Annotated in this window: 17 protein-coding genes; 12 read left to right on the forward strand and 5 right to left on the reverse strand. The window is 72.5% G+C overall.

What is annotated here, in order from left to right; genetic code table 11:
- Positions 1 to 72 precede the first annotated feature (72 nt).
- The 3 genes from hydA to FBY22_RS08820 all read left to right on the forward strand — a co-directional run bounded on the left by hydA (position 73) and on the right by FBY22_RS08820 (position 4,144).
- Positions 73 to 1,476, forward strand: a complete 1,404-nt coding sequence (gene hydA / locus FBY22_RS08810; protein ID WP_142143857.1) for a dihydropyrimidinase — start codon at positions 73 to 75, stop codon at positions 1,474 to 1,476.
- 11 nt (positions 1,477 to 1,487) lie between these two features.
- Positions 1,488 to 2,507 (forward strand): TIGR03842 family LLM class F420-dependent oxidoreductase, encoded by a 1,020-nt coding sequence (locus tag FBY22_RS08815; RefSeq protein WP_142143859.1) that lies wholly within the window; start codon positions 1,488 to 1,490, stop codon positions 2,505 to 2,507.
- A gap of 110 nt (positions 2,508 to 2,617) precedes the next feature.
- Positions 2,618 to 4,144 carry an NCS1 family nucleobase:cation symporter-1 gene (locus FBY22_RS08820; RefSeq protein WP_142143861.1) on the forward strand — a complete coding sequence of 509 codons (1,527 nt, stop codon included), beginning with the start codon at positions 2,618 to 2,620 and terminating at the stop codon, positions 4,142 to 4,144.
- 28 nt (positions 4,145 to 4,172) lie between these two features.
- On the opposite strand, the gene FBY22_RS08825 is transcribed toward FBY22_RS08820, so the two are convergent.
- Positions 4,173 to 4,835: a hypothetical protein gene (locus tag FBY22_RS08825; RefSeq protein WP_142143863.1), complete on the reverse strand. Its 663-nt coding sequence runs from the start codon at positions 4,833 to 4,835 to the stop codon at positions 4,173 to 4,175.
- Positions 4,836 to 5,075: 240 nt separating this feature from the next.
- Positions 5,076 to 6,080: a carboxymuconolactone decarboxylase family protein gene (locus FBY22_RS08830; RefSeq protein WP_142143865.1), complete on the reverse strand. Its 1,005-nt coding sequence runs from the start codon at positions 6,078 to 6,080 to the stop codon at positions 5,076 to 5,078.
- 166 nt (positions 6,081 to 6,246) lie between these two features.
- Between FBY22_RS08830 and FBY22_RS08835 the strand changes: the two genes are divergently transcribed.
- The 6 genes from FBY22_RS08835 (at position 6,247) to FBY22_RS08860 (ending at position 13,415) form a co-directional block, all read left to right on the forward strand.
- Positions 6,247 to 7,353 (forward strand): sensor histidine kinase, encoded by a 1,107-nt coding sequence (locus FBY22_RS08835; RefSeq protein ID WP_142143867.1) that lies wholly within the window; start codon positions 6,247 to 6,249, stop codon positions 7,351 to 7,353.
- A gap of 322 nt (positions 7,354 to 7,675) precedes the next feature.
- Positions 7,676 to 8,338, forward strand: coding sequence for a response regulator transcription factor (locus FBY22_RS08840; protein ID WP_142143869.1), 663 nt, complete (start codon positions 7,676 to 7,678; stop codon positions 8,336 to 8,338).
- Between the two features lie 150 nt (positions 8,339 to 8,488).
- On the forward strand, positions 8,489 to 10,318 hold the full coding sequence (locus FBY22_RS08845; RefSeq protein ID WP_142143871.1) for a gamma-glutamyltransferase family protein: 1,830 nt from the start codon (positions 8,489 to 8,491) through the stop codon (positions 10,316 to 10,318).
- An 85-nt stretch (positions 10,319 to 10,403) separates the two neighbouring features.
- A complete protein-coding gene (locus FBY22_RS08850) occupies positions 10,404 to 11,270 on the forward strand; it encodes an inositol monophosphatase family protein (protein WP_142143872.1) in 867 nt (288 codons plus the stop codon).
- A gap of 110 nt (positions 11,271 to 11,380) precedes the next feature.
- Complete coding sequence (locus tag FBY22_RS08855) at positions 11,381 to 12,793, forward strand: NAD(P)/FAD-dependent oxidoreductase (protein WP_174267112.1); 1,413 nt, start codon at positions 11,381 to 11,383, stop codon at positions 12,791 to 12,793.
- 76 nt (positions 12,794 to 12,869) lie between these two features.
- Complete coding sequence (locus tag FBY22_RS08860; protein WP_142143874.1) at positions 12,870 to 13,415, forward strand: O-acetyl-ADP-ribose deacetylase; 546 nt, start codon at positions 12,870 to 12,872, stop codon at positions 13,413 to 13,415.
- 131 nt (positions 13,416 to 13,546) lie between these two features.
- Here FBY22_RS08860 and FBY22_RS08865 read toward each other — a convergent pair whose 3' ends face one another.
- The 3 genes from FBY22_RS08865 to FBY22_RS08875 form a co-directional block, all read right to left on the reverse strand.
- Positions 13,547 to 15,400 (reverse strand): M1 family aminopeptidase, encoded by a 1,854-nt coding sequence (locus FBY22_RS08865; protein WP_142143876.1) that lies wholly within the window; start codon positions 15,398 to 15,400, stop codon positions 13,547 to 13,549.
- Positions 15,401 to 15,650: 250 nt separating this feature from the next.
- On the reverse strand, positions 15,651 to 16,601 hold the full coding sequence (locus FBY22_RS08870; RefSeq protein ID WP_142143877.1) for a M56 family metallopeptidase: 951 nt from the start codon (positions 16,599 to 16,601) through the stop codon (positions 15,651 to 15,653).
- Positions 16,602 to 16,653: 52 nt separating this feature from the next.
- The gene (locus FBY22_RS08875) at positions 16,654 to 17,079 is read right to left on the reverse strand and encodes a BlaI/MecI/CopY family transcriptional regulator (protein WP_142143879.1); all 426 of its coding nucleotides are present in this window, start codon (positions 17,077 to 17,079) and stop codon (positions 16,654 to 16,656) included.
- A 130-nt stretch (positions 17,080 to 17,209) separates the two neighbouring features.
- Here FBY22_RS08875 and FBY22_RS08880 point away from each other — a divergent pair, with 130 nt between their 5' ends.
- From FBY22_RS08880 to FBY22_RS08890, 3 genes are all read left to right on the forward strand, one after another.
- Positions 17,210 to 17,875 (forward strand): DedA family protein, encoded by a 666-nt coding sequence (locus tag FBY22_RS08880; RefSeq protein ID WP_142143881.1) that lies wholly within the window; start codon positions 17,210 to 17,212, stop codon positions 17,873 to 17,875.
- Positions 17,872 to 18,489 carry a phosphatase PAP2 family protein gene (locus FBY22_RS08885; RefSeq protein ID WP_142143883.1) on the forward strand — a complete coding sequence of 206 codons (618 nt, stop codon included), beginning with the start codon at positions 17,872 to 17,874 and terminating at the stop codon, positions 18,487 to 18,489. The genes FBY22_RS08880 and FBY22_RS08885 overlap by 4 nt, the downstream gene beginning before the upstream one ends.
- A gap of 131 nt (positions 18,490 to 18,620) precedes the next feature.
- Entirely contained in the window at positions 18,621 to 19,388 is a 768-nt protein-coding gene (locus FBY22_RS08890; protein ID WP_260844758.1) for a phosphatase PAP2 family protein, read from the forward strand.
- Positions 19,389 to 19,401: the final 13 nt, after the last annotated feature.

Genomic DNA, 19,401 nt, shown 5'->3' on the forward strand with positions numbered 1-19,401 from the left:
CGGGGCGCGGGGAACTGCGCGACCAGCCCCCGACGACCCGCACTTTTCGACAACCGAACGGAGCGTGAACCCATGGTCGGCCGCACCCTCGTCCGCGGCGGTCTCGTCATCACCGCATCCGACGAACTCCACGCCGACGTCCTCATCGAGGACGGCCGCATCACCGCCCTGGCTGTCGCCGGCACTTCCGCCGCCGAGGCCTTCACCGCCGAGCGGACGATAGACGCCACCGGGAAGTACGTCATCCCGGGCGGTGTCGACGCCCACACCCACATGGAGCTGCCGTTCGGCGGCACCTTCGCCTCCGACACCTTCGAGACCGGCACCCGGGCCGCCGCCTGGGGCGGCACCACCACGATCGTCGACTTCGCCGTGCAGAGCGTCGGGCACTCCCTGCGCGAGGGGCTGGACGCCTGGCACGCCAAGGCCGAGGGTAACTGCGCGATCGACTACGGCTTCCACATGATCGTCTCCGACGTCAACCAGGAGACGCTGAAGGAGATGGACCTGCTCGTGGAGGAGGGCGTCACCTCCTTCAAGCAGTTCATGGCCTACCCCGGCGTCTTCTACTCCGACGACGGCCAGATCCTGCGCGCCATGCAGCGCTCCGCCGAGAACGGCGGCCTGATCATGATGCACGCCGAGAACGGCATCGCGATCGACGTGCTCGTGGAACAGGCGCTGGCCCGCGGCGAGACCGACCCGCGCTACCACGGCGAGGTCCGCAAGGCCCTGCTGGAGGCCGAGGCCACGCACCGCGCCATCAGGCTCGCGCAGGTCGCGGGCGCGCCGCTGTACGTCGTGCACGTCTCGGCGATGGAGGCGGTGGCCGAGCTGGCGCGGGCGCGCGACGAGGGGCTCCCGGTGTTCGGCGAGACCTGCCCGCAGTACCTGTTCCTGTCGAGCGACAACCTCGCCGAGCCCGACTTCGAGGGCTCGAAGTACGTGTGCAGCACACCGCTGCGGCCGAAGGAGCACCAGGCCAAGCTGTGGCAGGGGCTCAGGACGAACGACCTCCAGGTCGTCTCCACCGACCACTGCCCGTTCTGCTTCGTGGGCCAGAAGGAACTGGGGCGCGGCGACTTCTCGAAGATCCCGAACGGCCTCCCCGGCGTCGAGAACCGCATGGACCTGCTCCACCAGGCCGTCGTCGACGGGCACATCAGCCGCCGCCGCTGGATCGAGATCGCCTGCGCCACCCCCGCCCGGATGTTCGGCATGTACCCGAAGAAGGGCACCATCGCCCCCGGCGCCGACGCGGACATCGTCATCTACGACCCGAACGCCGAGCAGGTCATGTCCGCCGAGACGCACCACATGAACGTCGACTACTCGGCCTACGAGGGGAAGCGCACCACCGGCCGGGTCGAGACGGTCCTCTCGCGCGGCGAACCCGTCATCACCGAGCGGGAGTACACCGGACGCGCCGGACACGGCGTCTACACCCCGCGCTCCACCTGTCAGTACCTCAACTAGGAGTGGCGCACATGGACTTCGGACTCGTCCTGCAGACCGACCCACCGGCCTCGAAGGTCGTCAGCCTGATGAAGCGCGCCGAGCGCAACGGCTTCACCCACGGCTGGACCTTCGACTCGGCCGTGCTGTGGCAGGAACCGTTCGTGATCTACAGTCAGATCCTGGCGAACACGCAGAAGCTGACCGTGGGCACGATGGTGACGAACCCCGGCACCCGCACCTGGGAAGTCACCGCCTCCACCTTCGCCACCCTCAACGACATGTTCGGCAACCGCACCGTCTGCGGCATCGGCCGCGGCGACTCCGCGATGCGCGTCGCGGGCCGCAAGCCCAACACGCTGGCCCGCATCAGCGAGGCGATGAAGGTCATCCGGGCCCTCGGCCGGGGCGAGGAGGCCGACCTCGGCGGCGCGGTCGTCAGGTTCCCGTGGATCAAGCCCGGCGCCGAACTCCCCGTATGGATGGCCGCGTACGGGCCCAAGGCCCTGAAGATGACCGGCGAGGAGGCCGACGGGTTCATCCTGCAGCTGGCGGACCTCTACCTGACGGAGTACATGGTCAAGGCCGTGAAGGACGCGGCCGTGACCGCGGGCCGCGACCCCGCCGACGTCCGCATCTGCGTCGCCGCCCCCGCCTACGTCACCGAGGACGACTCGCCCGAGGCCCTCGCCCACGCCCGGGAGCAGTGCCGCTGGTTCGGCGGCATGGTCGGCAACCACGTCGCCGACCTTGTCTCCAAGTACGGCGAGCACTCCTCGCAGGTCCCGGAGGAACTCACCGACTACATCAAGGCGCGGGAAGGGTACGACTACTCCCACCACGGCCGCGCGGACAACCCCGACACCCAGTTCGTGCCCGACGAGATCGTCGACCGGTTCTGCGTCATCGGCCCCGTCGAGAAGCACATCGAGAAGCTGAACGCCCTGCGCGAACTGGGCGTCGACCAGTTCGCCGTGTACGACATGCACGACGCGCAGGAAGCCGTGATCGACGCGTACGGCGAGAAGATCATCCCGGCCCTCAACGCCTGACCCTCCTCCCCATCCCCCCACTCCAGAACTCCCCTCCCCACCTCCCCGGGGAGGGGAACCCGGAGACCCGCACGGCCTTTCCGGACCACCCTTCATCGATTGGCCTGCCCATGACCGACACCGCTCCCACGGCCATACCGCCGACCGCTCAAGTCACCCTCGCCGACGGGCGCGTGGAGATCGCGCCCGGGGCTCCGCTGCCCAGCGGCCCGTACGCGAACGAGGACCTGCTTCCGGTCCCGATCGAGAAGCGCACCTGGACCACGTACAACTTCTCCGCCCTGTGGGTCGGCATGGCCCACAACACGGCCTCCTGGACCCTCGCCTCCGGTCTGATCGCCGTCGGCATGGACTGGAAGCAGGCGGTGCTCACCATCGCCCTGGCCAATGTGATCGTGCTGGTCCCGATGCTGCTCACCGGGCACGCGGGGCCGAAGTACGGCATCCCGTTCCCGGTGTTCGCGCGTGCCTCCTTCGGCGTCCGCGGCGCCAACCTCCCCGCTGTGGTACGGGCGTTGGTGGCCTGCGGCTGGTTCGGCATCCAGACCTGGATCGGCGGCGAGGCGATCTACTTCCTGGCCGGCAAGCTCATCGGCAACGGCTGGTCCGACGCAGGGAAGATCGGCGCCTACCCCTGGACGATGTGGCTGTCGTTCGCGATCTTCTGGGCGATCCAGGTCGCGATCATCTACCGCGGCATGGACACGATCCGCCGCTTCGAGAACTGGGCGGCGCCCTTCGTCATCGTCGGCGCGCTGGTGATGCTGGTCTGGATGAGCAACAAGGCGGGCGGCTTCGGCCCGTTGCTCGACCAGCCCTCCAAGCTCGGCTGGGGCGGCGACTTCTGGAAGCTGTTCTGGCCGTCCCTGATGGGCATGATCGGCTTCTGGTCCACTCTGTCGCTGAACATCCCGGACTTCACCCGGTACGGCAAGAGCCAGAAGGCCCAGACGTGGGGCCAGGCCCTCGGACTGCCCACCACCATGACGCTGTTCGCGCTGCTGTCGGTGCTGGTCACCTCCGGTTCGCAGAAGGTGTACGGCCAGGCGGTGTGGGACCCGGTACAGCTGGCCGCCAAGACCGACAACGTCTTCGGCCTGCTGTTCGCCCTGGTGACCGTACTGGTGGCGACCCTGTCCGTGAACATCGCCGCCAACCTGGTCTCGCCGGCCTTCGACTTCTCCAACATCGCGCCCAGGAAGGTCAGTTTCCGGGCCGGGGCGCTCGCCACCTGCATCATCGGCGTGCTGATCTTCCCGTGGAAGCTGTACTCCGACCCGCAGGGCTACATCTTCACCTGGCTCGGCCTGGTCGGCGGCCTGCTCGGCACGGTCGCCGGCATCCTCATCGCCGACTACTGGATCCTGCGCCGCGGAAAGCTGGACCTGGTCGACCTGTACCGCTCGGGCGGCCGCTACTGGTACGAGGGCGGCTGGAACTGGCGGGCCGTCGTCGCCTTCGTGACGGGCGGCGTGCTGGCGATCGGCGGCGCGAGCTTCAAGCCACTGATCGACGGACGGCCCGTCCCGGCGCTGAAGCCGCTCGCCGACTACGGCTGGGCGGTGGGCCTGGGCACCTCGATGGCCGTCTACCTGGCCCTGATGCTGCTGCGCGGCCGACAGCGCCTGGAGGCCTGAAAACCCTGCGGAGGGCGGCCGGTGAACGCTACCGGCTGCCCTTCAGCGCGGCCACGGCGTCCTTCGCGGCCTTGATGGCACCCTTGTTGATCTCGTCCGTGCCGGGTGCCTTCTTCGTCTCGAAGTCACTGCCGTTGTAGGTGGTGACCACCAGGACGTTGGACACCTGGGCGATCACCACGCCCTCCCGGGTCTGCTGCTTGTCCTCGGTGGTGAGGTTCACGACCGAGTAGCCCGCGTCCCCGAGCCCCGGTACGGCACCCCCGCCGCTCTTCTCCGCGGTCCGCTCCTTGAACTCCTTCTGCGCCGCCGCGTCGGAGTCCAGAACCTCGAAGGAGACGTCGAGCCAGCGGTAGTCGTAGCCCTTGAGAGCGTTCCAGGAGCAGGTGCGGCGCAGCTTCTCGTCGGTGGACCTGATCTCCTTCCCGGCCGTCTTGGCGCCCGGGACGAGCGACTTGACCGTCGCCGTGGCCACGCTGCCGCACGGCGCGGGGGCGGCGCCGTACGACTTGGTCGCCGCTGCCGCCGTCGACGGCGCGGGGGGCGCCGAAGTGCTCTTGTGCTCCGCCTCGTTGGTGTGCTGGTCGGCCGGCGTCGCCGGGCTCGACGACAGCGCCCAGCCCACCGCGGCGAGCACGACGACGGGGGACAGGCGCGCGGTCAGAGCGAGCGGCAGAGGAAATTCACGCACGGGCACACTTCTCGGTGGGGGACGGTGTGCGGAGGAGTCCGCACTGCGGACGGAGCGCCAGTCTCACATGAGTCCCTGTGAGACGGAAGTGTCAACTCGCTCCGTGCTCGGGCGGTCACGGAGGCCGGTGCCGACGGGCCGTGACCAACCGGGCGCCGCCCGAGCAAGCGGCGACGATCCCCTCGTATGCGCATAAAACCACTCTGGAACCACTGAAATCGGATAAAGGGTTCGCCGTCGTCAGGACGTGGCGCGCTGCGCGGCCGACAGCGCGAGTGCGCTCTCGATGCGGTCCACGGCCGCGAAGGCGCCGTACGCGACGAGCCGGAGCAGCTGCTCGTCGTTGTGCCAGGGCATGTGCCAGGCGGCCACGTCCTCGTCCGTGATCCGGTACGGCGCGAGCGCGGCGAGCAGCGCCAGGCGCGCGCCGGGCCGCTCACGCCGGGTCGGGAAGCCGCGCAGGACGGCCGAGGGGTGCTCGCCGTCCCAGTCCCGCAGGGCGTGATGGACGAGGGCGCGCTCGGCCGGGTCGAGAAGTTCGGCGCCGGTGCGGGCGGCCGCGCGCAGCGCCGCGTAGGCCGGGCCCACGGGGGAGCCGAGGGCCCAGTCCGGTCCGGGGCCGAGCGTGTCGAGCAGTGGCAGGGACGCGCCGGGTTCGGCTTCGCGGCGGACGGTGCGCCCCAGGGCGCGGCCCGCGAGACTGCGCACCGCGCGGAACCGCTGGACGCCGCCCGGCATGAGCTGTTCGGACAGCAGCGCCGAGGCGACGCGGTTGATGAAGTGGAAGGTGAGCATGGTCCCCAGATAGGCGGGCGCGTGCTCCTCCGGGAACGGGTACGGCCGCAGCGCGGCCCCCGGGGCGCGGCTGGCGAGCCCCCAGTCGAGCACGCGCGTGTGCTCCTCGCTCTCCGGATCGTCCCCGCGGGCCAGCCGCTCGGCCAGCGCGTGGTCGCCCGTCGCGTGCAGCAGGACGGTGTGCGCGTCGACGCAGAACGGGCAGTTGTTGGACAGCGAGACCCCGAGCGCCGCCAGCTCCTTGCCGGTGCGGCTGCCCGGGCCGGCGATCAGCGACTCGCGCATCAGCGCCCAGGCGGGAACGAGGAGTTCGGGCGCCGAGGACAGGACCATGAAGGTGGCGGGCCGGTCGATGCCGAAGTCGGCGGCGATCTGCGCGTGGATCTCGGCGACCCGGCCGGTGGCCGACTTGGGCGACGGTGGCTGTGTGTACCTGAACGGTGTGGACATGCACAGCAGCATGCGTGGCGCGGGCGGCCCCGGGCGTCGTCCCCGTGGAGGCACTTGGCGGTACGACGACGAGGCCGCCGGGACCGCGCACTACTGCGTGGGGAGTAGCCGGGGAGCCGTCCACAGGGGTGACGCCGCTGTCGGCGCCGCCCTCTACTGTGCCTGCATGAGCGGGCACTTCACCCCACGCAAAGGGCTCGCCGACGTGGCCCTCGCGGTCGTCGTCGGTGCTCTCGCCGTGACCACGGCAGCCTTCGGCCGGGACACCACGGCCGTCGACTACGCCCTCGTCGCCCTGTCCTCGGCCGTCCTGGCGTTCCACCGTGTGGCCCCGCGCACGGTGGCGCTCGTCGCCGCGCTGTGCGGTGCCGGATACGTGCTGCACGCGCACCCCGGTCCGCTCTCGGCGCTGCCGGTCTTCGTCGCCGTGGCGACGGCGGCCGGCGCGGGACACCGGGGGTGGGCGGCCGTGGCGAGCGGGGTCTTCCTGGGAGGATGGCTGGCGACGGGCCCGACGACCCACGACGTGGTCGAGCGGACGGCGCTGCTCGCCGGCTGGTTCCTGTGCGCCGTGGTCGCGGGACAGGCCGACCGCAACTGGCAGGCGTACCTCCGCCAGACCGAGCGGCGAGCGCTGGAGGCCGAGCGGACCAGGGAGGAGGCCGCCCTGCGCCGCGCCGGTGAGGAACGCCTGCGCATCGCAAGGGAGTTGCACGACTCCCTCACTCACAGCATCTCGATCGTCAAGCTCCAGGCGGGCGTCGCCGTCCACCTGGCGAAGAAGCGCGGCGAGGAGATACCGCCCGCGCTGCTCGCCATCCAGGACGCGAGCGGCGAGGCCATGCGCGAACTGCGCGCCACCCTGGAGATCCTGCGCTCCGACGACGAGCCCACCGGCACGCCCGCGCTGCTGGTCGAGCGGGCCCGCGCGGCGGGCCTCACCGCCGAACTCACGGTGACCGGCGAGGAACGGCCACTGACGGCCACGGTCGACCGCGCCGTCTACCGCATCGTGCAGGAGGCCCTGACCAACGCGGCCCGGCACGCGGGCCCGGCCAAGGTGAACGTCCGGCTCGACTACGGGGACGACGACCTGGCGATACGCGTCGAGGACGACGGCACCGCCGACCCGTCCCGACCTCCCGCCCCCGGCGTGGGTCTGACCGGCATGCGTGAACGCGTCACGGCACTGGGCGGCACACTGGACACCGGCCCGCGCGCGGAGGGCGGTTTCGCGGTACGGGCGCGGCTGCCGCTGGGGGAGACGCGGTGAGCGGGGCGGGCTCGGGGGTGCGGGGACGGTTGCCGTTGGGGGAGGCGGGATGAGCGGGGCGGGCTTCGGGGCGCGGGCGCGGCCGGGTGAGTGGGGGGCGGCTTCGGGGTGCGGGGACGGTTGCCGTTGGGGGAGGCCGGATGAGCGGGGCGGGCTTCGGGGCGCGGGCGCGGCCGGGTGAGCGGGGGCGGCTTCGCGGTGCGGGGACGGCTGCCGCTGGATGGGAGGCGGGCTTGGGGGCGCGGGCGTGGCCGCCGACCGGGAGCTCGGGCGGCCGGGGCGGCTTCGTCCCGCGCATCCCGCTGGCGAAGGGGGAGTGGAGATGATCCGGGTCGCGCTCGTCGACGACCAGGCGCTGATGCGCGCGGGGTTCCGCGCCCTGCTGGAGGCCGAGGACGGCATCGAGGTGGTGGGCGAGGCGGCGGACGGCGAGCGGGGCCTCGCCCTCGTCCGCGCGCACGTCCCCGACATCGCGCTGATCGACGTCCAGATGCCGGTGATGACGGGCATCGAGGCGACGCGGCTGATCGCCGCGGACCCCGCTCTGGCGGCCGTACGCGTAGTGATCCTCACCAATTACGGCCTCGACGAGTACGTCTTCGAGGCGCTGCGGGCGGGCGCCAGCGGCTTCCTCCTGAAGGACACCGAACCGGCCGACCTGCTCCAGGGCATCGACGTCGTCGCCCGGGGCGAGGCGCTGCTGTCCCCGTCGGTTACACGCACTCTGATCGGCGAGTTCGTCTCCCGGCCGCCGGACCGGGCGACGGCACCCGGCCTCGACTGCCTGACCCGCCGCGAACGCGAGGTGACGGCTCTGGCCGCCCGGGGCCTGACCAACGAGGAGATCGCCGGGCACATGGTCATCAGCCCGTTCACGGCCAAGACCCACATCAGCCGCGCCATGACGAAACTAGGGGCCCGCGACCGGGCCCAACTGGTCGTCTTCGCCTACGAGTCGGGGCTGGTGGAGCCGCGCCGGCCGTGAACGGTCGCCCGCGCACCGGACTGGAGGGCGGCCCGAGCAGTGCCCGAGGGATCGCGAAAATCTTCGTGGACCCCTCGGACGGGTAGAGGCAGCCCCACAGGTGTGATCGCACTCCGGAACGACCGGGGCGCGCGAGCGGCGAGGTGAGAGATGCAGTTCACGACCCGGCCGACCCTCCAGGGCACCTTCGGCATGGTGTCCTCCACCCACTGGCTCGCCTCGCAGTCCGCGATGGCCGTGCTGGAGGACGACGGCAACGCCTTCGACGCGGCCGTCGCCGGGGCGTTCGTGCTGCATGTCGTCGAGCCGCACCTCAACGGCCCCGCCGGCGAGGTGCCGATCCTGCTCGCGCCGGCCGGCGGCGAGGTGCGGGTGCTGTGCGGACAGGGCGTCGCACCCGCCGCAGCGACCGTCGCCCACTACCGGGGACTCGGCCTGGACCTCGTGCCCGGCACCGGACCGCTCGCCGCAGCCGTCCCCGGCGCCTTCGACGCCTGGATGCTGCTGCTGCGCGACCACGGGACGAAACCCCTCGCCGACGTCCTCAAGTACGCCGTCGGATACGCCGAACACGGGCACGCGCCCGTGGAGAACGTCGGCGCGACCGTCGAGACGGTCCGCGAGCTGTTCGAGACGGAGTGGACCTCGTCGGCCGAGGTGTACCTGCCGGACGGTCGGCCCCCGCATCCCGGCGAGCTGCTGCGCAACCCCGCCCTCGCCGCCACCTGGAAGCGGCTGCTCACCGAGGTCGCCGGCAGCGGGGACCGGGTCGCCGAGATCGAGGCCGCGCGCGAGGTGTGGCGCTCCGGCTTCATCGCCGAGGCCCTGGTACGCCAGTCCGCCCGCCCCACCATGGACACCAGCGGCGAGCGCCACACCGGCACCCTCACGGCCGCCGACCTCACCGGCTGGTCCGCCACCTACGAGAGCCCGGCGACGTACGACTGGAACGGCTGGACCCTGTGCAAGGCGGGCCCCTGGAGCCAGGGCCCCGTCCTGCTCCAGCAGCTCGCCCTGCTCCCGGCCGAGCTGCCCGCCCACGGCTCCGCCGACTACCTCCACCTGCTGATCGAGGGCTGCAAGCTCGCCATGGCCGACCGGGAGGCCTGGTACGGCGACGCCGCCGAGGTGCCGGTCGACGAGCTGCTGTCCGCCGAGTACAACACCGCCCGGCGCGCGCTCGTCGGCGACAAGGCCTCGTACGAGCTGCGCCCCGGCAGCCCCGGCGGACGCGCACCGCGGCTCAGCGCGCACGCGCACGTGGTGGTCACCGATGAGCCGGGGTTCAGCCCCATGGGCGCGGGAGAGCCCACCGTGGCGAAGAGCCCTGCCTCCCCGGTGCCCGGTGAGCCGCCCGTCTCCCCGGACGGCACCACCCGGGGCGACACCTGCCACCTCGACGTCGTCGACCGTTGGGGGAACATGGTCGCCGCCACCCCCAGCGGCGGCTGGCTGCAGTCCAACCCCGTCGTGCCCGAACTGGGCTTCCCGCTCGGCACCAGGCTGCAGATGACCTGGCTGGAGGAGGGCCTGCCGAACTCGCTCACCCCCGGCCGCCGCCCCCGCACCACCCTCACCCCCTCCATCGCCCTGCGCGACGGCGTCCCGGTGATGGCGTTCGGCACGCCCGGAGGCGACCAGCAGGACCAGTGGCAGCTGCACTTCTTCCTGGCCGTCGCGCTGCGCGCACCCGTCCGCGGGGGCCTCGACCTGCAGGGCGCGATCGACGCCCCGAACTGGCACAACGACAGCTTCGCGGGCTCCTTCTACCCGCGCGGCATGCGACCGGGAAGCGTGACCGTGGAGTCACGGACGGGCTCGGACGTCGTCGAGGAGCTGCGCCGGCGCGGCCACCACGTCACCGTGGGCGACCCGTGGTCCGAGGGACGGCTGTGCGCGGTCGCACGCGATCCACGTACCGGCATCCTGTCGGCGGCGGCGAACCCGCGCGGGATGCAGGGATACGCCGTCGGCCGGTGAGCCGGAATCTCCGAGTTCACTCCGATTCCACCGGGTGTCCACCGGCCGGGCGGGGATTGTCAGTGGCGCGTGTTCTCATGGAGCCATGATCGACGACACGGAAACCAACGAAGAGTTTCTCGCCGGACACGAAGAGTTCCTCACCAAGCACGCGGCCGACGTCGAGGAGGCGGTCCGCGCCGCCGCCGCGGCCGAGATCATGCCGCGCTTCCGCCGGCTCGCCGCCCACGAGGTCGACCAGAAGAACGGACCGCACGACCTCGTGACCGACGCCGACCGGCTGGCCGAGCGGTACCTCACCGGGACGCTGGGCGCCCTGCTGCCCGGCTCCGTCGTGGTCGGCGAGGAAGCGGTGCACGCGAACCCGGCGACGTACGAGGCGATCGGCGGCGACGCCCCGGTCTGGATAGTCGACCCCGTCGACGGCACCCGTCAGTTCGTGCACGGCGACCCCGGGTTCTGCACGCTGGTCGCCCTCGCGCACCACGGGGTCCTGCTCGCCTCCTGGACGTACGCACCGGCCCGTGGACAACTCGCCACCGCCGTGCGGGGCCAGGGCGCCTTCCTCGACGGCGAGCGACTCCACGCCGGCTCACCCGCACCCGGCCGGGACCTCCAAGTGGCCACCTCCCACCCGGACTACACCACCGACGACCAGAAGCGCGCCCTGCTCGGCCTGTGGACCGACGGCGTCGCGCCGCGCGCCTGCGGCTCGGCCGGCCTGGAGTATCTCGCCATCGCCCGCGGCGAGTCCGATGCGACCGCCTTCTCATGGGAAGCGGCATGGGATCACGCCGCGGGCCTGCTGCTGGTCGAGGAGGCGGGCGGCGCCCACCTGACCGTCACCGGCGAGCCCTTCCGTATCACCGGGGGCAACGCCCTGCCGTTCACCGCGGCCCGTGACGCGGCCACGGCCCGCAGGGTGGTGGGGCTGCTGTCGGCCACTGCCTGACCCGACGGGCCGTCCCGGCAGTCGGTACCCGAGCCCCGGGGCTGTCAGACCCCCGGCATATCCTGATGCCCAGTGGCCATCGGCTGACGAAGGGGTCCGAGGTGCCGTCGATGCTGGATGCTGTCGTGGTGGGTGCGGGGCCGAACGGACTGACGGCCGCCGTGGAGCTGGCCCGCCGCGGCTTCTCCGTGGCCGTCTTCGAGGCCCGCGGCACCGTCGGCGGGGGTGCCCGCACCGAAGAGCTCACCCTGCCCGGCTTCCGGCACGACCCGTGCTCCGCCGCCCATCCGCTGGGCATCAACTCCCCGGCGTTCCGCGCCCTGCCCCTGGAGCGGTACGGCCTGAGGTGGCTGCACGCCGAGCTGCCCATGGCCCACCCCTTCCTCGACGGCAGCGCCGCCGTGTTGTCCCGCTCGGTCGCCGAGACGGCCGCGTCGTTCGGCTCCCGGGACGCGGGCGCGTACCGCAGGCTGGTCGCGCCGTTCCTGTCCAAGTGGGACACCCTCACGCGCGACTTCATGTCCCTGCCGCTGACCGCGCTGCCCCGCGACCCGGTGACTCTCGCCCGCTTCGGGCTCGCCGGCCTGCCCCCGTCGACCTGGCTCACCCGCCGCTTCCACGACGAGCCGGCCAAGACCCTCTTCGCCGGCCTCGTGGCCCATGTGATGGCCCCCCTGAACGGTTTCGCGACCGGCGCCATCGGTCTCGTCTTCGCGCTCGCCGCCCACGCGCGGGGCTGGCCCGTCGCCGAGGGCGGCTCCCAGTCGATCTCGGACGCCCTGACCGCCTACCTCAAGGACCTCGGCGGCCTGGTCCATACCGACTACGAGGTCAAGCGCCTCGACGACCTGCCGCCCGCGCGGGCCTACGTCTTCGACACCTCACCCACCGCCCTGGCCCGCATCGCCGGCTTCGGCCGCTACTACGAGAACTACAAGTACGGCCCCGGCGTCTTCAAGATCGACTACGCGCTGGACGGCCCGGTCCCGTGGACCGCCGAACCGGCCCGGGCCGCCGGCACCGTCCAGATCGGCGCGGACAGCAGGGAGATCGGGGCCGCCCTGCGCGCGGCCTCCCGGGAGGGCAGGGCACCCGACCCGCCCTTCATGATCACCGTCCAGCCCGGCGTCGTCGACCCCACCCGCGCACCCGAGGGCAAGCACGTCTTCTGGGCGTACGCGCACGTCCCGAGCGGCTGGACGGGCGACCTCACGGACGTCATGGAGCGCCAACTGGAGCGTTTCGCCCCGGGTTTCCGCGACCGCGTCCTGGCCCGCGCCACCGCCGGCCCGGCCGAACTCGCCGCCCGCAACGCCAACTACATCGGCGGTGACATCGGCACCGGCGCGGTGGCGGGACTGCAGATCCTGCTGCGCCCCAAGCTGTCCCTGTTCCCGTACCACACCCCCCACCCGGCGGTCTTCATCTGCTCCTCGGCGACCCCACCGGGCCCGGGTGTACACGGCATGTCCGGTCACAACGCGGCGAAGGCGGTCTGGCGCAGGCTGCGGCAGACGGGCTGACGCGCCCACCCGCCCTCGACGGCCCTGCGCCGCCCAAAGCGGGCCCCGCCCGGTGCCGTCGGGTATACAGGCAGCCATGACCAGCATCACCCTCGTCCGGGGCGACATCACCCAGCAGTCCGTCGACGCCGTCGTCAACGCGGCGAACTCCTCCCTCCTCGGCGGCGGTGGCGTCGACGGCGCCATCCACCGGCGGGGCGGCCCGGAGATCCTCGAGGAGTGCCGCAGGCTCCGCGCGTCCCTCCCCCACTCTCAGCTTCGCTCGAGCGGGGGGACCCCCATCGGCAAGGGCCTCCCCACCGGCCGGGCGGTCGCGACGACCGCCGGCCGGCTGGACGCGCGATGGGTGATCCACACGGTCGGCCCGGTCTGGTCGGCCACCGAGGACCGCTCCGACCTGCTCGCCTCCTGCTACCGCGAGTCGCTGCGCGTCGCCGACGAACTGGGCGCCGTGACGGTCGCCTTCCCGGCGATCTCCACCGGCGTGTACCGGTGGCCGATGGACGACGCCGCCCGTATCGCGGTCGAGACGGTACGCGGGACGCCGACGGCCGTCGAAGAGGTGCGGTTCGTCCTCTTCGACGACGCCGCGTACGAGACCTTCGCCCAGCGACTCGGCTGACCCACGCTGCCGTCCCTTGCCGTCAAGGGCCTGTCGTTGAACGCCTTCCCGCCTTCTTGGACGGCGTACGTCATTCACGAGCGGCTGCCGGCCCTCGGAGGACCGGCAGCCGCGTCGTGCGGTCGTCCGGCTCAGCCGTCGATGCGGTGCGTGCTCCAGAACGACGTCAGGTCCGTGGTCGTCGCGGCCTGCGCCGCCGCCTTGAACTCGGCCGTGGTCGACACGCCGTACCAGTGCGAACCGGCGTAGTCCTTCAGCAACTTGGTCATCGCGGTGTCGCCGATCAGCCGGCGCAGGTCGTGCAGGGCGCACTTGCCGTAGCCGTAGACGACGGTGGAGTAGCGGGAGGAGTGGGCGTCCCAGTACGCCATGGAGTTGGTGATCTTCTCCGCCGACGATGCCCAGGAGACGCTGTTCCAGCAGCTGGTGCCGGTCTTGCCGAGGGCGAGGTCGGTGGCGTAGTCGGTGAACGCCTCGTCCAGCCAGGGGCTGTTGTACTCGTCGTCGCCGACGATGCCGTACCACCACTGGTGGCCGATCTCGTGGGTGAGCGCGGTGGTGCTGACGAGGTCGAGGACGAAGCCGGGGTACTCCATGCCGCCGAACCAGTAGTTGTTGTCGATGACGGCGTCCAACTCCCCGTAGGGATAGGCCCCGAAGCGCGCGGCGTGCGCGTCGACGGCCGTCTTCGCCGTGCTGAGCATCGACTGGGCGTCGGAGGAGCTGATGTTCGAGACGGAGTAGACGTTGATCGCGGTGCCGGCGGTGGAGGTGCCGGAGATCTTGCTGAACGGCCCGGCCGCCCACGCGAAGTCACGCACCTTGGAGGCGGTCGCCGTGGTGACGGTGCGTCCGCTGGAGCCGGGGGTGTCGACCGAGGTGCCGGTGGCCGGGACCAGCAGGGTGCTCGGGTGGTCGAGGGTCACCTTGAAGTCGGCGGCCAGGGAGTAGAACGACTCGCCGTTGTTCGTGTACGGGTCCAGGTGCCAGCCGGCGCCGTCCTTGACCGCGAGGACGGGCAGCGCGTTGCCGATGAAGCTGAACGCCCCGTCGTGGCCGAACCGGTCGGCGCCGCTGGGCACGGTGATGCCCAGGTCGAAGCCGATCGTGGCGGACTGCCCCTGCGCCAGGGGTGCGGGCAGGGTGACGGGCAGGGCCGTGCAGCCGACGGACGGCGAACCGGCCGTACCGCCACTGACGTTGGTGACCGTGATCGGCATCGCGTCGCAGGTGCCGTGGTAGTTGTCCCACAGCCGCAGGTACACCTCGTTCAGCGCCGTCGAGGAGGCGTTGGTGAAGGTCGCGCTCTCGTGGCCGGTCCAGACGGTACCGCTGGTGTTGCTGCTCAGGCTGACGGTGTACGAGGGTGCGGCCGGGGTCCGCGTCGAGTCGGCCGGCGGGGTCGTGCCGCCCGAGGTGTCGAGGGCGACGTCGTCGAGGACGAAGCTGGTCTGGAGGCTGGAGTCCTCGGTGCCGGTGAAGGCGAGGCTGACCGTCTGGCCCGCGAAGGACGAGACGTCGAGGGTCTTCTTGACGTACCCGGTGTTCTTGTCGAGGTTCGAGTAGGTGGCCAGGGCCGTGCCGCCGATCTTCGCCGTCAGCTTGTCGTAGGCGGTCGAGGAGGTCGTCTCGGTGGTGTCGATGTGGAGCCAGAAGGACAGGGTGGCGGTGGAGCAGCCGGACGGGATCGTGACGCTCTGGGAGAGCGTGTCCGTGTGCGTGGCGCCGGTGCCGTCCAGCCAGGCGTAGCTCGTGCCGCCGTGCGGGGTCTCGCCGGAACGGCTGGTGATCACGCTCGTGGACGACTGCGTCCACGGTGAAGTACCGCTCTCGAAGCCGCCGTTGGCGACGACCTGGGCCGGGGTGCAGGCGGCCGCGGCGTCGGGCGCGGCGGTCGCCGGACCGGCGGGGAGAAGGGACACCCCGGCCAGTGCGGTGACGGCGAGGGCGCGCACGGCGACGGATCTGTGGGGGATGGTTCTCACGCGTGACTCCTTTGCGGCGGCCGTGGTTACGGCCTGCTCGGCGACCGCCGGACCGGCTGGGGTGCGCCGGGGGCGGCCATGGACTGCGTGCATCGATCGATTGACGGGAGCATGCCACACCTCCTCCGTCGTGAACCCTCTGTGTGGCAAAGGTCCTTTGAGCCTGACGTGCCCTCGGCACAGCGAGCGTCGCCGACCGCCGGCCGTGCAGGGACGTCGAGTGGCGGCGTGGGCCCCCGGTGGGTGTCCGTCAGCCGCGATGTGTCGAGAGGTGGCCGGTCTCGCCCTGGGCGGTTTCGATGCCGTTGTGGAGGTCGGTGGCCGCTTCGAGGGCCGCGCCGGCCGAGAGGGTGACGCAGGCCAGGAGCAGGCAGGCCAGGGCACGCGGGAGGAGCTGGCCGACGGGCGCGGAGCGGTTCAGCAGGGCGGTGACGCGGCGTGGGACCGGGCCCGCGGTGGCCGTCAGGGACAGCCGCGGCCGGGGCGCGGGGCCCGCCGCACCGGCGGCGAGCGCGGCGCGGCCGACCGCGCGGGCGGTCAGGGCGCGGTCGCCGGTCGCCCGCGCCGCGGACTCGTCGGCCCAGCGCTCCAGGGCGTACGACAGCGGCGCCCGCAGGCCGCGCAGGGCGGGATGCAACGCCACGGCCAGCTCCGCGCCGGCGAGGAAGAGATGGTGGCGGCCCATGAGATGGGCGCGCTCGTGCGCGAAGAGCACCTCACGCTCCCGGGCGCTGAGGGCGCGCAGCATCCCGGTGGTCACCACGATGCGGCCTGGCCGGCCGGGCAGCGCGTAGGCGTCGGGACGTACGTCGCGCCGCACCCACAGGTCGCCCGCGCCCGGCTCGCACGCGCACTGGCGATGGGCGGCGCGCAGTTCCCGCAGATGGCGGCGGGCCCGCCAGGGCACCAGCACGCCCAGGCCGGCCAGCGCGAGGGCGGCCAGGACCGCGGCCGGCACGGTGGCGGGCGAACCGTCGCCGAGCAGGTGCGGGGACAAGTGGCCGAGCGCCGCCACGAAGGGCAGCCGCAGGGCGCCGTCCAGCGCGAGCAGCGCCAGCGCCGCCGTACTGGAACCGGCGAGGACCAGCGCCAGGGCGGTCAGCGCCCACGCGGCCGTCCGCGGCGGCAGCAGCTCGGCGCCACGCCGGGCCACGGGCACCGCGAGCAGCGGCACCAGGAGCGGGAGCCACACGGCGTACATCACAGGGTTCCTCCAGAGACCGCCGTCGCGCCGGACGACTCCGAGCGGCCGGTCACGCGGTGTCGTCCGCGCCGGCGGCACCGTCCGCCAGCAGACCGCGCAGCAGCCGCTCGTCCTCGGGGCTCAGATCGGACACGAAGCGGGCCAGGACGGTGCCGCGGTCCCGGTCCTTGTCGAGTTCGGCGTGCATACGGCGGGCGGTGAGGCCGGGGGAGTCCTGGGTGGGGGCGTAGGCGTAGCCGCGCCCGGAGCGTGCCCTGGTCACCACGCCCTTGGCGTGCAGCCGGGTGAGAATCGTGGTGACGGTGGTGCGGGCCAGTCCGTCGCCGAGCTCCAGCTGGACGGCGCCGGGGGTGAGCGGACCGTCGGCCGCCCACAGCGCGGCCAGGACGCTCGCCTCCAGCTCGCCCGCCGGCCGTCGTTCCGGGCGCCCGTCGTCCGGGCCGTCGAACGGCTCGTCAATCTGCCCGTGGGGCATGGGAACGCTCCTCGACACTTATTCGTCTACAGTTCAGTAGACGGTCTACATGACTGTAGTCGCCAGGCGCGGGCCGCCGCCCGCTCCTTCCACGTTCAGTACGAGTTCCAGTATGAGAGGGGTCGCCCGCATGGCAGCTGCCCAGTTCGCCGTGGCCCAAGCGGTGAACGTCCTGGACGCGGGGTCCCTGCTGTCCGCCTTCGGCGCAATCGGCGTCGCCGCGGTGCTGTTCGCCGAGACCGGCCTGCTGGTCGGCTTCTTCCTGCCCGGGGACTCGCTGCTGTTCACGGCGGGGCTGCTGTGCGCGAACGGCGTCCGCGGCTCCGTGCACCTCTCGCTCGGGCAGGTGCTGGCCGCGGCCGTGGTGGGAGCGCTGCTCGGGGCGCAGACCGGGTACTGGATAGGGCGTCGCGGAGGCCGTGCGCTGCTGGCGCGCAGCAGGGCGAGGAAGCTGCACGAGGGCGCGGCCCGGGCCGAGGAACTGCTCGCGCGGTACGGCCACGCGAAGGCCGTCGTGCTGGCCCGCTTCGTGCCGGTGGTGCGCACCGTACTGAACCCGCTGGCCGGCGCACTGGACGTGCCGGTGCGGGTTTTCACGCTCTGGCAGGTGGCCGGCGGCCTGGTGTGGACGATCGGTCTCGTGCTCGGCGGCTACGCCCTGGGCTCCTCGGTTCCGAACGTCGACCGCTACCTCCTTCCCATGGTCGCCGTCGTGGTCCTCGTTTCCCTGACCCCGCTCGCTCTCGAGGCACGCCGCGCGCGTGCCCGCCGCGCCTCTTCGGAGGTCTCCTCATGACTGCCCTCGCGTTCGGCGGCGCCTCGGTCGACGGCGGCCTCTACCTCTGGATCACCGGTCTGGCCCTTGACTCGCCGCACGTCGTGGACACCACGGTCGCCGTCTGGTCCGACTACGGCCTCGCCCTGTTCGGCGTGCTGATGCTCGCCGCCTGGTGGCGGGCCCGCGGCGCGGGGCAGGCCCGGATGGTCCGGTCGCTGGCGGCCCCCGTGATCGTCGTGCTCTGCTACGTCGCCGACGTCCTGGTCAAGTCGGCCGTCGCCGAGAACAGACCCTGCCGCATGCTGCACACCGTCACCGTCGAGGCGTGCCCGGCGGTGGGCGACTGGTCCTTCCCCAGCAACCACGCGGTGATCGCCGGAGCCGCGGCGGTGGTCGTGGCCCTGACGGACCGGACGCTGGGCCGGGTCGCGGCCGTGGCCGCCCTCCTGATGGCCGTCTCCCGGGTCTGGATCGGCGTGCACTATCCGCACGACGTCGCGGTGGGGCTCGCGTTCGGCGCCCTGCTCGCGTGGCCGCTGATGCTGCTGGCGGACCGCGGGGCGCCCTTGGTGGAACGGGCGGCCGGGACCAGGTTCGGGGAACTGGTGACGGGCGCGCAGAGCGGTGGCTGACCGCATGGCGCGGCCGGGTCGGTCGGAGCCGCCGACGAGCGCGGCCGCGGGTGCTGGTGCGGGGGAGCCGGGCGCGCGGTTCCCGCGCAGGTGAGAGGAGTCGTCGTGGGCGTCTGCGTCGAAGGTCCCGCGTGAACGAGGCGTGGCGGGCGGTGCGGTCCGGGACGGTCCGGGCCGGAGTCCTGTGTGCCGCGTTGTTCGGATGCCTCGCGGTCCTGGTGGGCGTACGGCACGGGTCCCCGCTGCCCGGGGACGGGGCCGTGCACACGTGGGCCATCGGACACCGGCCACCGGTCGCGCAGGCCCTCGCACGGGGCATCACCGCGACCGGGACGGGAATCTGGCCGTACCTGGTCGTCGCCGTGGCCGGGCTGATCGCGGGGCGGGACGCCGGGGAGCGGTTGAGGACGGTGCCGTGCGCCCTCGCCGTGCTGCTCGCCGGGCAACTGCTGCGAGAAGCGGTGATGGAGTCCTTCGCGCGGGCCAGGCCCGACCCGGCCGACTGGGCCGCGTACGCCTCCGGGTACGCCTTCCCCTCCGGCCACACCACGACCTCCGCCCTCGCCGCGGGCCTGCTCTGCTGGGCCGTCACCCGCCGTTCGCGCCCCGACCTGGCGCGTACGACCTGTGTGCTCGCGGTGTGCTGGGCGGCCGCCGTCGGAGCGACCCGGGTCTACCTCGGCGTGCACTGGACCAGTGACGTCCTCGGGGGCTGGCTGCTCGCCACCGCCTGGCTGAGCCTGTGCGGCTGGGGTCTGACCCGGTGGCGGCCGCGGTGGTGGCGGCCGGCCGGGGACTCCGGTCCGACGCCGCGGGACACCGAACCGCCGCGGACACCCGCGGCGCCCTCCCGGCCCTCACCGGAACCCCCGCCCGCGCCGACGTCCCCGGAAGACTGAGCCCCCGTCGACG

Source organism: Streptomyces sp. SLBN-31, from assembly GCF_006715395.1.
Taxonomy (GTDB): domain Bacteria; phylum Actinomycetota; class Actinomycetes; order Streptomycetales; family Streptomycetaceae; genus Streptomyces.